We start from the raw sequence: 14,413 nt of genomic DNA, 5'->3' as shown, positions 1-14,413 counted from the left end.
CGGATATTTCAATGACTGATCCCGCTCTCGAATTGCGCGCGATTCTCGGACCGAAAGGCTGGCTTTCAGGCATCGACGCCGAGCCATACCAGCGCGACTGGCTCAATCGGTATGGCGTTGCCCCCCTGGGCGTCGCCAGGCCGGCCAACACCGCGGAAGTGGCTGCGGTCGTCAAGCTGTGCCGGGAGGCTGGTCTGGCGGTGGTGCCGCAAGGCGGCAACACCGGACTTTGCGGCGGCGCCGTCACGGAGCAGCCGAACGCGGTGATCGTCTCGCTGTCGCGCATGGCAGCGATCGGCAAACCGGATCTCGACAGCGGCTCGATCGTCGTCGAGGCGGGCGTCGTGCTCGCGGCGCTGCACGAGGCGCTGGAGCCGCACGGGCTGATGTTCCCGATGCATCTCGGCGCGGAAGGCAGCGCCAGGATCGGCGGCCTGATCGGCACCAATGCCGGCGGCAGCCACGCCTTCCGATACGGCATGATGCAGGACCTCGTGCTCGGCCTCGAAGTCGTGACTGCTGACGGCGCGATTTGGGACGGGCTGCGCGCGGTGCAGAAGGACAATGCCGGCTACCAGCTGCGCAAGCTCTACTGCGGCGCGGAAGGCACGCTCGGCATCGTGACGCGCGCGGTGCTTCGGCTCTATCCGACGCCACGACAGCAGGCGGGCGCGCTGCTGGTCATGCCCGACTTTGCCGCCGCCGTCTCCTTCGGCGCATTCCTGCGCGGCGAGGCGGGGGAATTCCTGACCGGTCTTGAATTCTTCTGCGACCTCGGCCTTGAACTCGCTCTCAAGCATGTGCCCGATCTCGCCTATCAGCTGGAGACCAGGGGCGATGTCTATCTGCTCGTCGAGCTGGCTTCGGGCTCGGCGCGCGTTCCCCTCGACGACATTCTGGCTTCAGCACTGGAATGGGGCATGGAGCAGGGCCTTGTGCTGGACGGCGCGCTGGCGACATCGGGCGCGCATCGGGCCCAGTTTTGGCGACTGCGCGAGGAGCAGCCGGAGGGGCAGCGGCTGGAGGGCGAGCAGCTCAAGCACGACATTTCCGTCCCTCCAGGCGCGATCGCCCGTTTCATTGAGGCCGGTGCCAGAGTCTGCCGGGACATCCTGCCCGGCGTGCGGATCAACCCGTTCGGGCATCTCGGCGACGGCAACATCCACTACAATCTGTCACCGCCGGAAGGCCGCGCTGATTTCGACGGCAAGGCCGGGCGGTTCGCCGAGGCGCTGTCGGCGCTCGCCACGGAAACAGGCGGCAGCTTCGCGGCCGAGCACGGGCTTGGCCGCGCCAAGATCACCATGGCCGATCGCAATCGCGGCGCGGTGGAGCGGGAGCTGATGGCGCGGCTGAAGGGCGCGCTCGATCCACAGGGCACGATGAACCCCGGCGTTCTGGTGCATTCGCCACTGTAAAGAAAAACTTTCGAATGGACCGCATTTCTTGATTTCGTCTAGGCCTGCCAGCGTGCAGGTATGAATCCGAAAAGGCAGGCTCGGTCCGCTTGCCGCCAATCGTGAGGATGTCGAAGCATGGTCCGCAATGGCGGTCGCCTTCTTGTCGAGTGCCTGATTGCGCTTGGCGCGACCAAGAGCTTCGGCGTTCCCGGCGAAAGCTATCTCGCCGTCCTCGACGCGCTGCACGACACCCATGGCAAGCTCGACTACGTGCTTTGCCGCAACGAGGGCGGCGCGGCCTTCATGGCCTCGGCCTACGGCAAGCTGACGGGCACGCCGGGCATCTGCTTCGTGACGCGCGGCCCGGGCGTGACCAATGCCAGCATCGGCGTCCATACCGCCATGCAGGACAGTTCGCCGATGATCCTTTTCGTCGGCCAGGTTGGAACCGACATGAAGGGGCGCGAGGCTTTTCAGGAGATCGACTACCGGGCGGTGTTCGGGACTGTCGCCAAATGGGCGGTCGAGATCGATGATGTCTCGCGCCTGCCGGAGATCGTCGCGCGGGCCTGGACCACCGCGGTGACCGGACGGCCCGGCCCGGTCGTGATCGCGCTGCCTGAGGACATGCTCACCACTCTGACCGAGGCCCCGCCGCTCAGCGGGCCGGCGGCGATCTTCGAGGCAGCACCAGCCGCGGACGCGCTCCATTCGGGGCTCAAGCTGCTGGCCGGAGCCGAGCGGCCGGTGCTGCTCATGGGCGGCGCCAACTGGACGACGGAGGGACGCGCGGCGCTGCAGTCTTTCGCCGAGGCCTCCGACATCCCGGTCGTAGCGGCCTTCCGCTATCAGGACCAGTTCGACAACCACGCGCCGGTCTTCGTCGGCGAGGCCGGCGTCGGCATGGTGGCGCATGTCAGGAACCTGATCCGCGAGGCCGATGTGATCCTGGCCATCAATGTCCGCTTCGGCGAGATGACAACGGACGGTTACACACTGCTGTCGGTACCGGTGCCGCGGCAGAAGCTGATCCATGTGCATGGCTCCGACCGCGAGATCGGCAAGATCTATGTGCCGACGATCGGCATCCATGCCGGTCCGAACGCCTTCGCCAAAGCGCTGACCCCGGTGAAAGGCACCTGGGCCGAATGGCGGGCGGCGGCGCGCAAGGCCTATGAAGGGACATTCGCAGCGCCCGTCCAGCCCGGACCCGTGGATATGGTCGCCGTCAGCGCATGGCTGCGCGAGACCTTGCCCGCCGACGTCATCCTCACCAACGGCGCCGGCAATTTCACGGTGTGGCCGAACAAGTTCTTCAAGTTCGGGCCGGACGCGCGGCTGCTCGCCCCGCAGTCGGGCGCGATGGGCTACGGGCTGCCGGCGGCGATCGCGGCAAAGGTCGCGTTTCCGCAACGAACGGTCGTCTGCTTTGCCGGCGACGGCGACTTCCAGATGAACTGCCAGGAACTCGGCACCGCCATGCAGGCCGGCGCGCAGCCGATCGTGCTGATCCTCAACAACGGCATCTACGGCACCATCCGCGCGCATCAGGAGCGCCACTATCCGGCTCGCGTTTCCGGGACGTCGCTCGAGAACCCCGACTTCGTGACGCTGGCAAAGGCCTATGGCTTCCACGCCGAGCGCGTCGAATCCACCGCGGATTTCGCCGCCGCGTTTGGCCGGGCGCTCGGCTCCGCGACGGGCGCCGTCCTCGATATCGCCATCTCGCCCGAGGCGCTCACGCCCCGGCAGACCCTTTCCCAGATGCGCGACGCAGCACTCTCTTCCCAGAAGGCCAAGGCATGACCTCCAGAACTGACGACATCCGTCTCGGCGCGGACATTGGCGGCACCTTCACCGACATCGCCCTCGACATCAGGGGGACGCTGTTCTCGACCAAGGTGCTGACCAATTATGCGGCGCCCGAGCAGGCTATCCTCGACGGCATTGCTGTCGTCACCCGCGATGCCGGCATCTCGCCTTCCGAGATCGGCATCATCATCCATGGCACAACGCTGGCGACCAACGCGCTGATCGAGCGCCGCGGCGCCAGGACCGCGCTGGTCACGACCGAGGGCTTCCGCGACGTGATCGAGATGCGCACGGAAAACCGCTTCGAGCAGTACGATCTCAACCTGCAACTGCCGACGCCGCTGATCCCGCGCGAGGACCGCTTCACGGTCAAGGGCCGCATCGGCGCCGAGGGCCAGGAACTGCAGCCGCTCGACGAAGCCGCTCTCGAAGAGATCGCCGACCGGATCGTCGCCGGCGGTTTCGGCTCGGTGGCGATCGGCTTCATCCATGCCTACGCCAACGCCGACCACGAGCGTCGTGCCCGCGAGATCCTCGCCCGCAAGCTCAGCATCCCGATTTCGATCAGCGCCGAAGTCTCGCCGCAGATGCGCGAGTTCGAGCGCTTCAACACGGTCTGCGCCAACGCCTATGTGCGGCCTCAAATGGCCGACTACCTCGCCCGCCTGCAGATCCGCCTGAAGGAGATGGGCGCCGAGTGCCCGGTGTTCATGATCCACTCGGGCGGCGGCCTGATCTCGGTGGAGACCGCTTCGGAATTCCCGGTGCGGCTGGTCGAATCCGGCCCGGCCGGTGGTGCGATCTTCGCCGCCGACATCGCCAGGCGCTTCGGCCTGGAGAAGGTCGTCTCCTATGACATGGGCGGCACCACCGCCAAGATCTGCCTGATCGAGGACTATGCGCCGCGCACGGCGAGAACCTTCGAGGTGGCGCGCACCTATCGCTTCTGCAAGGGATCGGGCATGCCGATCTCCATTCCGGTGATCGAGATGATCGAGATCGGCGCCGGCGGCGGCTCGATCGCCTGGGTCGACGCCATGGGCCGCATCCAGACCGGGCCCGAAAGCGCCGGCTCGGAGCCGGGACCGGCTTGCTACAGCCGCGGCGGCAAGCGTCCGGCGATCACCGACGCCGACCTTGTGCTGGGCAAGCTCGACCCCGACAACTTCGCCGGCGGCGCGATCAAGCTCGACACGTCCGCCTCCGAGCAGGCTATCCTGCGCGATGTCGGCGAGCGGCTGTCGCTCAACGCGATGTCGACCGCCTTCGGCATCTGCGAGGTGGTGGACGAGAACATGGCCAACGCCGCCCGCGTCCACGCCGTCGAAAACGGCAAGAACATTTCCGACAATCTGATGATAGCTTTCGGCGGCGCCGCCCCCCTCCACGCCGCAAGGCTGTGCGAGAAGCTCGGCATCGACCAGTGCATCGTGCCCAAGGGCGCGGGCGTCGGATCGGCGATCGGCTTCCTCAAGGCTCCGTTCGGCTACGAGGCGCTGGCCTCGAAGCTGACGCGGCTGTCGCGGTTCAAGCCGGCCGAGGTCAACACGCTGCTCGCCGACCTCAAGGCCTCCGCCGAGGGTTTCGTGCGGACGGGTGCTGCCGGCAGGATCGTCTGCGAGATCACCGCCTTTATGCGCTATGCCGGCCAGGGCTGGGAAATCCCCGTGCCCGTGGCGGACGAGCCGTTCGGCGACGATGCCGTGACGAAGCTCAAGGACCTGTTCGAGGCGAACTACCAGCGCTTCTTCGGCCGCGCCATCGAAGGCCTCGACGGGCTGGAGATCGAGATCGTCACCTGGTCGGTCAAGGCGACGGACGTTCGGCCAGAAGTCGCCAGGCACGAGCTCACGACCGGTAAGCGCAACAATGAGGCGGTCACGACCCGCTCGGTCTTCGATCCGGCCAGCGGCGCACCACAAACCTACGGCATCATCGAACGCGAGACGCTCTGCGCCGGGGACCGCGTGGCAGGGCCGGCCGTCATCGTCGAGCGCGAGACGTCCACCGTCATCACCACCAGCTTTGACGCCGTCATCCAGAGCGACGGCGCGATCCTTCTCATCCGCAAAGGCAGCCAGGCATGAGCGACATTGGCGAAATCCGCATGCAGGTGATGTGGAACCGGTTGATCTCGGTCGTCGAGGAGCAGGCACTCACGCTCCTGCGCACCGCGTTTTCGACCTCGGTGCGTGAATCCGGCGACCTGTCGGCCGGCGTGTTCGACCCGCGCGGCGAGATGCTGGCGCAGGCGGTCACCGGCACGCCAGGCCATGTCAACACCATGGCCGAGGCCGTGCTGCACTTCATGAACGAGATCCCGCGCGAGGAGATGTTCGAGGGCGACACCTATGTCACCAACGATCCCTGGCAGGGCACGGGCCATCTGCACGACATCACCATGGTGTCGCCGTCATTCCTCAATGGCGAGCTGGTGGCGTTCTTTGCCTGCACGGCGCATGTCGTCGATGTCGGCGGCCGCGGCTTCGGCGCCGACGCCAAGTCGGTCTACGAGGAAGGCATCCAGATCCCGATCATGAAGTTCGCGGAAAAGGGCAAGGTCAATCTCGACCTCGTCCGGCTGCTGCGCGCCAATGTCCGCGAGCCCAACCAGGTGGTCGGCGACTTCTATTCGCTCGCCGCCTGCAACGAGGTCGGCCACCGGCGCCTCGTCGACATGATGAAGGAGATTGGCCTGGCCTCGCTGGACGGGCTCGGCGACTTCATCTTCTCGCGCACCCGCGACGCCATGCTCGAACGCATCAAGGCGCTGCCCAAGGGAAGCTGGTCGAACGAGCTGGTGACCGACGGCTATGACGAGCCGGTGAAGCTCGCGGCCACGGTTTCGATCCGCGACGATCATGTCGAGGTCGACTTCACCGGCACGGATCCGATGAGCCGCTGGGGCATCAACTGCCCGATCATCTACAGCAAGGCCTATGCCTGCTACGCGCTGAAATGCGTGGTGGCGCCGGACATTCCGAACAATGCCGCCTCACTCGCCTTCTTCACCGTGTCGTCGCCGGTCAACATCCTGAATGCCGTTCGGCCGGCGCCGGTGGCGCTCAGGCACATCTTCGGCCACATGGTTCCCGATCTCGTGCTGGGCGCGATCTCGCAGGCGCTGCCCGGCAAGATCCTCTCCGAAGGCGCCGGCGCGCTGTGGAACATCCACATCTCGGCCCGGCCGGTCGCCGGCGGCTCGGGCCGTCGGGCGGAGGTGCTGATGTTCAACTCCGGCGGCATGGGCGCCCGCCCCGAGCTCGACGGCCTGTCGGCGACGGCTTTCCCGTCGGGCGTGCACACGATGCCGATCGAGGCGACGGAGCATACCGGGCCGATCGTCATCTGGCGCAAGGAGCTGCGCCCGGACTCCGGCGGCGACGGCGAATTCCGCGGCGGCCTAGGGCAGGTCATCGAGATCGAGGCGACCGAAGGCCATGAATTCGACTTCTCGGCCATGTTCGACCGCGTCAACCATCCTGCGCAAGGGCGCAGTGGCGGCAAGCCGGGAGTCGCCGGCGTGGTCAAGCTGGACGACGGCACCAAGATGCGGCCGAAGGGCTGGCAGCACGTTCCGGCCGGCCGCCGGCTGATCCTGGAATTGCCGGGCGGCGGCGGCTATGGCGATCCCGCCAAGCGCAGCGCCGCTGCGCGGGCAAACGACCGGTCCAAGGGTTACATTTCGGAGAACGACTGATGAGCTATGTTTCCTCGCGCCTGTCAGTGGTGAAGCCTTCGGCTTCGATGGCGGCCTCGCAAGCCGCCAAGGCGCTGCGCGCCAAGGGCGTCGACGTGATCGACCTCGGGCTCGGCGAACCGGATTTCCCGACGCCGATGCACATCATCGATGCCGCCCATTTCGCGGCGAAGGCCGGCCAGACGCTCTATACGGGCGCCGCCGGCACGCCTGAGGTGCGCGAAGCCATTGCCGGCAAGTTCCGGCGCGAGAACGGTCTCGACTACACTGCCGACGACATCGTCGTCGCCAACGGCGCCAAGCAGATCATCTTCAACGCGCTGCTGGGGACGCTGGAGAGCGGCGACGAGGCGATCCTGCCGGCGCCCTATTTCGTCTCCTATCCCGAAATGGTGAAGCTGCTCGGCGGCACGCCTGTCGTCGTCGAATGCCCGGAGACCACGGGTTTCCGGCTGACGCCGGCGCTGCTGGAAGAGGCGATCACGCCAAGGACGAAGTGGCTGTTCCTCAACATGCCGGGCAACCCGTCCGGCGCCGTCTATTCGGAAGCCGAGCTGAAGGCGCTGGGGGCCGTGTTGGCGAAGCATCCGCAGGTGCTCGTGCTTTCCGACGAGATCTACGAGCATATCCTTTTCGACGGGCGCGAATTCGTGTCCTTCGGCAGGGCCTGCCCCGAGCTCAGGGACCGCACGCTGATCGTCAACGGCGTGTCTAAGTCCTATGCGATGACCGGCTGGCGTGTCGGCTATGCGGCCGGCCCGGCGCCGCTCGTCAAGGCGATGTCGACCATCCAGAGCCAGTCCTGCACCTCCGTCTGCTCGATCGCGCAGGCCGCGACCGTCGCCGCGCTCAACGGCCCGCAGGACGAGGTGGGTCGCTTCAGGCAAGCCTTCGAGGCGCGCCGCGACCTGGTCGTGGACGGCATCCGCAAGATCAACGGGCTGACGCTGTCGCCGCCGGACGGCGCCTTCTACGCCTATATCGGCTGCGCCAGCCTGATCGGCCGCAAGACACCCAAGGGCGTCGTGCTCGAGGACGATGCGGCCGTGGCAAACTATCTCCTCAACGAAGGCCGGGTGGCGTCGGTGCCCGGCGTCGCCTATGGACTGTCACCCTATTTCCGCATCTCGACCGCGACCAGCGAAGAGGTGCTGACCGAGGCGATCTCGCGGATCAACGCCGTCGTCGCGCAAGTGGAGTAAATGATGCCGCATTACGAACGAATCCTGATCACCGGCGCCGCCGGCCGCCTCGGCTCGGAGCTGCGCAAGGGGCTGGTGCCGCTGGCGAAAACCATCCGCCTGGCCGGGCGTGTGCCGTTCGGCGACCTTGCCCCGCACGAGGAAGAAGCGGTCTTCGACCTCGCCGACATGGAGGCGACGATCGCGGCGACCAAGGATTGCGACGCGATCGTCCACTTTGGCGGCGCGCCGCTCGAATGCGAGTGGCAGACCATCCTCGATTCCAGCATCCGCGGCTCCTACCACATCTATGAAGGCGCCCGGAAACACGGGGTGAAGCGCGTCATCTACGCCTCCTCGGTGCATGCGATCGGCTATCACGAGGTCGAGGCGCATATCGGCGTCGACGCGCCGGTGCGGCCGGACAGCCTCTATGGCCTGTCGAAAAATTTCGTCGAGAGCCTGAGCCGGCTCTACTGGGACAAGTTCGGCATCGAGACGGTGTGCCTGCGCATCTTTTCGTCCTTTCCCGAGCCCGCCGACCGGCGCATGCTGTGGTCCTACCTCTCCTTCGCCGACTGCGTGCGGCTGGTCGAGGCCTCGCTGACGGCGCCGCGCGTCGGCCACACGATCTCGTTCGGTATTTCGGACAACAAGGTGAAGACGGTCGACAACAGCGGCGCCAACCACCTGGGCTTCATCCCGCAGGACAGCGCCGAACCGTTCCGCGCCGCCGTCGAGGCGAAAACACCCGTTCCCGATCCGAAAAGGCCGTCGGTGAAATATCTCGGCGGCTGGTTCTGCGAACTCGGTCATCCGGACGACAAGGCCGAATAATCTTCGGCCAGATCAAAACGCCCTCGTCTGCACCTGGCGATTTCAAGCGCGCCGGGTCGTTCGTGGCTGTCCGTTTGATGCGCAAGAACGGGCAAAAAACCGTTCTTCGCCAAGGACTTCAGCGATTTCAAGCGGATGGACTGGTGCTGCGAGAGAGGATTGAACTCTCGACCTCTCCCTTACCAAGGGAGTGCTCTACCACTGAGCTACCGCAGCCGATGGCGGGGCTTCTGCCATAACGAACCGGCGAGCGCAAGGCCAAGAAAAACCTAAAGTGTCGCGTTTCATTGTCGCAAAACCGCCGCGCGGTTTCAGGCCAGTATGGATGGCAATGCCGAGGCTGTGGAAGCTGCTTTCCCGGACATGGCCGCGCCACAATGTTGGCTATCCCTCAACAGGGGTTGGCCGGTCGGCCAGCCGGGACGGGACGATGAGCGATAAGGCAAATCCACCGAAAAAGGGCGGCAGCGACCGCAAGGACCGGCTCGCCGAAGCCTTGCGCGCCAATCTCGGGAAGCGCAAGGCGCAGTCGCGCTCGCGCCGCACCGGCGACGCCGACAATCGGCCGGAGGGATTGCCGGCTGCTGGAAAAATGCACAAGGACTAACCCAAACCGGCCACACTGCCCCGCCATACTTGGACCAAGGGACCATAAATCCTATTTCTTGAACCAAGCCGGCCAATGGTCTAGACGGGCCGATACTCAAACGATTGAAACCGGCCGTTTCGGCCGAGGGGACATTCTCACATGGATCGCATCAGAATTGTCGGCGGCAACAAGCTCGCCGGAAGCATTCCGATCTCCGGCGCGAAGAACGCGGCATTGCCGCTGATGATCGCCTCGCTCTTGACCGACGACACGCTGACGCTGGAGAACGTGCCGCATCTGGCCGATGTCGAGCAATTGATCCGCATCCTCGGCAATCACGGCGTCGACTATTCCGTCAACGGCCGCCGCGAGAAGCAGCAGGAAGGCTATTCGCGCACCATCAATTTCTCCGCCCGCAACATCGTCGACACCACCGCTCCCTACGAACTGGTGTCGAAGATGCGCGCCTCGTTCTGGGTGATCGGGCCGCTGCTGGCCCGCATGGGCGAGGCCAAGGTGTCGCTGCCCGGCGGCTGCGCCATCGGCACGCGCCCGGTCGACCTGTTCCTCGAAGGCCTGCAGGCGCTTGGCGCCGATCTCGACGTCGACACCGGCTATGTCATCGCCAGGACCAAGAACGGCCGTCTCGTCGGCAACCGCTATGTGTTCCCGAAAGTGTCGGTCGGCGCCACCCATGTGCTGATGATGGCGGCTTCGCTGGCGAAGGGCGAAACCGTGCTGGAAAACGCCGCTTGCGAGCCCGAGATCGTCAACCTGGCCGAATGCCTCAACGCCATGGGCGCCAGGATTTCCGGCGCCGGCACGCCGACCATCACCATCGACGGCGTCGAGGCGCTGTCCGGCGCCCGCGTGCGCGTCATCCCCGACCGCATCGAGACCGGCACCTATGCCATGGCTGTGGCGATGACCGGCGGCGACGTGGTGCTCGAGGGCGCCCGCCCCGAGCTGCTGCAGACCGCGCTCGATGTGATCTCACAGACCGGCGCCGAGATCACGCCGACCAATTCGGGCATCCGCGTCCGGCGCAACGGCGCCGGCATTGCGCCGGTCGACGTGACGACGGCGCCCTTCCCGGCCTTCCCGACCGACCTGCAGGCGCAGTTCATGGGCCTGATGACGATGGCCAAGGGCAAGTCGCGCATCACCGAGACGATCTTCGAGAACCGCTTCATGCACGTGCAGGAGCTCGCCCGGCTCGGCGCCCACATCACGCTCTCCGGCCAGACGGCGATCGTCGACGGCGTCGCCAAGCTGAAGGGCGCGCCGGTCATGGCGACCGACCTGCGCGCTTCCGTCTCGCTGGTCATCGCCGGCCTTGCCGCCGAAGGCGAGACCACCGTCAACCGCGTCTATCACCTCGACCGCGGCTTCGAGCGGCTGGAGGAGAAGCTTTCCGGCTGCGGCGCGGTGATCGAGCGGATTTCAGGCTGACGCAGCCAGGCAAGCGCAGTCTCCAACCGACGCGTGTTGGACGGACCAATTGTCGACATCGCCGCCGCCCCTCATCCGCCTGCCGGCACTTCTCCCCGTATAGTGACGGGGAGAAGAGGGCTGGGGCGGCCTTGGCGCTCTTCCCGCAACGCTGGTGATTGGCGAAACTTTCGGCGAAGGCGTGCTTCTCCCCGTCACCATACGGGGAGAAGTGCCCGGCAGGGCGATGAGGGGCAGCGCAAACCTCAGCTAATTGCCTTGGGCAGTTCCGTGTCGAGGTTGCACGGACTGGAAAGACCGCCTAACAGGAAGCTGAAACCAACCTTAGGTACAAATTCCGCATGGCTCTCAAGCTCATCGCGCTCGACGACCAGGACCTGAGCATCGTCTCGGCCCATGTCCAGGACGCCGTGATGAAGGTGTCGGATCTCGAATTCCTGCCGGCGGCCAAGCGCTTCGTGCTGACCATGAACCGTTTCGTCTGGGAGGCGAAATCCGGCCTGTTCCGCCAGCACAATGAGCGGCGGCAGGCGGTGCTGCATTTCGACCGCGTGCTCGGCGCCAAGACCAGCGGCATTGCCCGCGACAAGCCGGCCGAGGTGCTGTCGCTGCTGGCGATCAGCTTCGTCGGCATCAGCAAGCCGGCCGGCATCGTCGAGCTGGTGTTTTCGGGCGGCGGCACGATCATGCTGGACGTCGAGTGCATCGAGGCGCGGCTTGCCGACATAGGCGGCGCCTGGGAAGCCTCCTCGCGTCCCGTACATAGGGCTTGAGCGCAGCAGATGGCCATCACACTCAGCCAGTCCGACGCCGATTTCGAGCAGCGTTTCGCCGCCTTCCTGACGACCAAGCGGGAGGTGTCGGCCGATGTCGACGCGGCGGTGCGCGAGATCGTCCAGCGCGTGCGCGCCGAGGGCGACAAGGCGCTCATCGACTATACGTTGAAGTTCGACAAGGCCGACCTCACCAGGCTTGGCATCGCCGTCTCCAAGGATGACATCGCCAAGGCCTATGCCGAGGCCGATCCGCAAACGGTCGAGGCGCTCATATTCGCCCGCGACCGCATCCGCTCGCATCACGAGCGGCAGAAGCCGAAGGACGACCGCTATACGGACGCCGCCGGCGTCGAGCTCGGCTCGCGCTGGACGGCGATCGAGGCGGTCGGGCTCTACGTGCCGGGCGGCACGGCGAGCTATCCGAGCTCGGTGCTGATGAACGCGGTGCCTGCCAAGGTGGCCGGCGTCGAGCGCATCGTCATCGTGGTGCCGGCGCCAGGCGGCGTCATCAACCCGCTGGTGCTGGTGGCGGCCGATATCGCCGGCGTCTCCGAGGTCTACCGCGTCGGCGGCGCGCAGGCGATCGCCGCCCTCGCCTATGGCACGGAGACGATCAAGCCGGTCGCCAAGATCGTCGGGCCCGGCAATGCCTATGTCGCGGCGGCCAAGCGTCAGGTGTTCGGCACCGTCGGAATCGACATGATCGCCGGACCTTCCGAAGTGCTGGTCGTGGCCGACGGCAGCAACAACCCCGACTGGATCGCCGCCGACCTGTTGGCCCAGGCAGAGCATGACGTGTCGGCGCAGTCGATCCTGATCACCGACGACCCGGCCTTCGGCAAGGCGGTGGAGGACGCGGTCGAACGCCAGTTGCAGAGCCTGCCGCGCGCCGAGACCGCCGCCGCAAGCTGGCGCGATTTCGGCGCCGTCATCCTGGTGCCGACCATCGAGGCCTCGCTGCCGCTGGTCGACCGCATCGCCGCCGAGCATGTCGAGCTCGCCATCGATGACGCCGAGGCCTTCCTTGCGAGGCTGCGCAATGCCGGTGCGGTCTTCCTCGGCCGCCACACGCCCGAGGTCATCGGCGACTATGTCGGCGGCTCCAACCACGTGCTGCCGACGGCGCGCTCGGCGCGCTTCTCGTCGGGGCTTTCGGTGCTCGATTTCGTCAAGCGCACCTCGATCCTCAAGCTCGGGCCGGAGCAGCTGCGCGCGCTGGCGCCGGCGGCGATCGCGCTCGCCAGGGCGGAGGGGCTGGACGCGCATGGCCGTTCCGTCGCGATCAGGTTGAACATGTAGCGATGTCCGACTACGACCGAACCCGCGCCAGGCTGATCGATGTCGAGCTCGACGAATCGATCGGCCGTTCGACGCCCGATGTCGAGCACGAGCGGGCGGTGGCGATCTTCGACCTGATCGAGGAGAACAGTTTCCAGCCGGTCAATGACGACGGCGCCGGTCCCTACCGCCTCAAGCTGTCGTTGGCCGATTCCCGCCTGGTGTTCGCTGTTGCGCGCGAGGATGGCGCCGCCGTCGTCACCCACATCCTGTCGCTGACGCCGCTCAGGCGCATCGTCAAGGACTATTATCTCATCTGCGAGAGCTATTACGACGCCATCCGCTCCTCGACGCCGAGCCATATCGAGGCGATCGACATGGGCCGTCGCGGCCTGCACAATGAAGGCTCGCAGACGCTGATGGACCGGCTGGCCGGCAAGATCGACATCGATTTCGACACGGCGCGCCGGCTGTTCACGCTGGTCTGCGTGCTGCACTGGCGAGGCTAGGCCCTGGCCTCGCTGCCGCATTCGATCCTGTTCATGTGCGGAATGAACGCCGTGCGCTCGCCGATGGCCGAGGCGCTGGCGCGGCGCATGCTGCCTTCGGCCATTTTCGTCGCATCGGCCGGTGTGCGCAGCGGCGAGCGCGACCCGTTCGTCGACGCCGTTCTGGCCGAGGACGAACTTTCGCTGGGCGAGCGCCAGCCAAGGACCATGGACGAGCTGGAGGACGACTATTTCGACCTGATCGTCACGCTGGCGCCGGAAGCGCACCACGCGGCGCTCGAGCTCACCCGCTCGCTCGCCGTCGAGGTCGAATACTGGCCGATGCCGGACCCGACGGATGCCGGCGGCACGCGCGAACATATCATGGCCGCCTATCGCGATGTGCGCGAGCGGCTGAAAGCGCGCATCGCCAGACGTTTTCCCGCATCCGAGGCAAAAGGCGCCTTGGATTAAGCGTGTTCACAAGCGGACGATTATCATATAGGTTCCGCCGAAATTCCGGCCGGAGTCGGATGATTTCCAGTCGGTTTGGCCGGAAATCATCCGACTCCGGATCAAAACAGTAGAGCATGATGTCGTCCGAAAACCGCTTGACACTTTTCGGCATCATGCTCTAGCGCCGGAACCGAAATCCAAGCAAAGGTATCGAATGCCGAAGGAAGAAGTCCTCGAGTTTCCGGGTGTGGTCACGGAACTGCTGCCCAACGCGATGTTCCGGGTGAAGCTCGAAAACGAACACGAGATCATCGCCCACACGGCCGGCCGCATGCGCAAGAACCGCATCCGCGTGCTGACCGGAGATAAGGTCCTGGTCGAGATGACCCCCTATGACCTGACCAAGGGCCGTATCACCTATCGTTTCAAGTAACAGCCCGGCGC

Annotated in this window: 13 protein-coding genes and 1 tRNA gene; 13 read left to right on the top strand and 1 reads right to left on the bottom strand. The window is 65.9% G+C overall.

The window, feature by feature from the left end; all coding sequences use genetic code 11:
- The first annotated feature begins 11 nt into the window (after positions 1-11).
- From EN857_RS20600 to EN857_RS20575, 6 genes are all read left to right on the top strand, one after another.
- On the top strand, positions 12-1,418 hold the full coding sequence (locus EN857_RS20600; RefSeq protein ID WP_135859081.1) for an FAD-binding oxidoreductase: 1,407 nt from the start codon (positions 12-14) through the stop codon (positions 1,416-1,418).
- A 117-nt stretch (positions 1,419-1,535) separates the two neighbouring features.
- Positions 1,536-3,206 (top strand): thiamine pyrophosphate-binding protein, encoded by a 1,671-nt coding sequence (locus EN857_RS20595; RefSeq protein WP_135859079.1) that lies wholly within the window; start codon positions 1,536-1,538, stop codon positions 3,204-3,206.
- A complete protein-coding gene (locus tag EN857_RS20590; RefSeq protein ID WP_135859075.1) occupies positions 3,203-5,299 on the top strand; it encodes a hydantoinase/oxoprolinase family protein in 2,097 nt (698 codons plus the stop codon). The genes EN857_RS20595 and EN857_RS20590 overlap by 4 nt, the downstream gene beginning before the upstream one ends.
- A complete protein-coding gene (locus tag EN857_RS20585) occupies positions 5,296-6,912 on the top strand; it encodes a hydantoinase B/oxoprolinase family protein (protein WP_135859072.1) in 1,617 nt (538 codons plus the stop codon). Before EN857_RS20590 ends, EN857_RS20585 begins: the two co-directional genes overlap by 4 nt.
- Positions 6,912-8,114 carry a pyridoxal phosphate-dependent aminotransferase gene (locus EN857_RS20580; RefSeq protein WP_135859068.1) on the top strand — a complete coding sequence of 401 codons (1,203 nt, stop codon included), beginning with the start codon at positions 6,912-6,914 and terminating at the stop codon, positions 8,112-8,114. Before EN857_RS20585 ends, EN857_RS20580 begins: the two co-directional genes overlap by 1 nt.
- A gap of 3 nt (positions 8,115-8,117) precedes the next feature.
- Positions 8,118-8,930 (top strand): NAD(P)-dependent oxidoreductase, encoded by an 813-nt coding sequence (locus EN857_RS20575; RefSeq protein WP_135859247.1) that lies wholly within the window; start codon positions 8,118-8,120, stop codon positions 8,928-8,930.
- 141 nt (positions 8,931-9,071) lie between these two features.
- Here the strand turns inward: EN857_RS20575 and EN857_RS20570 are convergent.
- Positions 9,072-9,146 (bottom strand) — tRNA-Thr (locus EN857_RS20570).
- Positions 9,147-9,360: 214 nt separating this feature from the next.
- On the opposite strand from EN857_RS20570, the gene EN857_RS34835 reads away from it, so the two are divergent.
- The 7 genes from EN857_RS34835 (at position 9,361) to infA (ending at position 14,402) form a co-directional block, all read left to right on the top strand.
- On the top strand, positions 9,361-9,537 hold the full coding sequence (locus EN857_RS34835; protein WP_187331362.1) for a hypothetical protein: 177 nt from the start codon (positions 9,361-9,363) through the stop codon (positions 9,535-9,537).
- Between the two features lie 141 nt (positions 9,538-9,678).
- On the top strand, positions 9,679-10,971 hold the full coding sequence (gene murA / locus EN857_RS20565; protein WP_135859064.1) for a UDP-N-acetylglucosamine 1-carboxyvinyltransferase: 1,293 nt from the start codon (positions 9,679-9,681) through the stop codon (positions 10,969-10,971).
- 341 nt (positions 10,972-11,312) lie between these two features.
- Complete coding sequence (locus tag EN857_RS20560) at positions 11,313-11,744, top strand: DUF2948 family protein (protein WP_127282871.1); 432 nt, start codon at positions 11,313-11,315, stop codon at positions 11,742-11,744.
- A 9-nt stretch (positions 11,745-11,753) separates the two neighbouring features.
- A complete protein-coding gene (hisD, locus tag EN857_RS20555) occupies positions 11,754-13,046 on the top strand; it encodes a histidinol dehydrogenase (RefSeq protein WP_135859061.1) in 1,293 nt (430 codons plus the stop codon).
- A 2-nt stretch (positions 13,047-13,048) separates the two neighbouring features.
- Entirely contained in the window at positions 13,049-13,534 is a 486-nt protein-coding gene (locus EN857_RS20550) for a UPF0262 family protein (RefSeq protein WP_127282869.1), read from the top strand.
- A 42-nt stretch (positions 13,535-13,576) separates the two neighbouring features.
- Positions 13,577-13,987 (top strand): low molecular weight phosphatase family protein, encoded by a 411-nt coding sequence (locus EN857_RS20545; RefSeq protein WP_245478267.1) that lies wholly within the window; start codon positions 13,577-13,579, stop codon positions 13,985-13,987.
- A gap of 196 nt (positions 13,988-14,183) precedes the next feature.
- On the top strand, positions 14,184-14,402 hold the full coding sequence (infA, locus tag EN857_RS20535; RefSeq protein ID WP_006200926.1) for a translation initiation factor IF-1: 219 nt from the start codon (positions 14,184-14,186) through the stop codon (positions 14,400-14,402).
- Positions 14,403-14,413: the final 11 nt, after the last annotated feature.

This window comes from Mesorhizobium sp. M4B.F.Ca.ET.214.01.1.1, assembly GCF_004791545.1.
GTDB lineage: Bacteria > Pseudomonadota > Alphaproteobacteria > Rhizobiales > Rhizobiaceae > Mesorhizobium > Mesorhizobium abyssinicae.
This window is presented reverse-complemented; position numbering and strand designations above follow the sequence as displayed.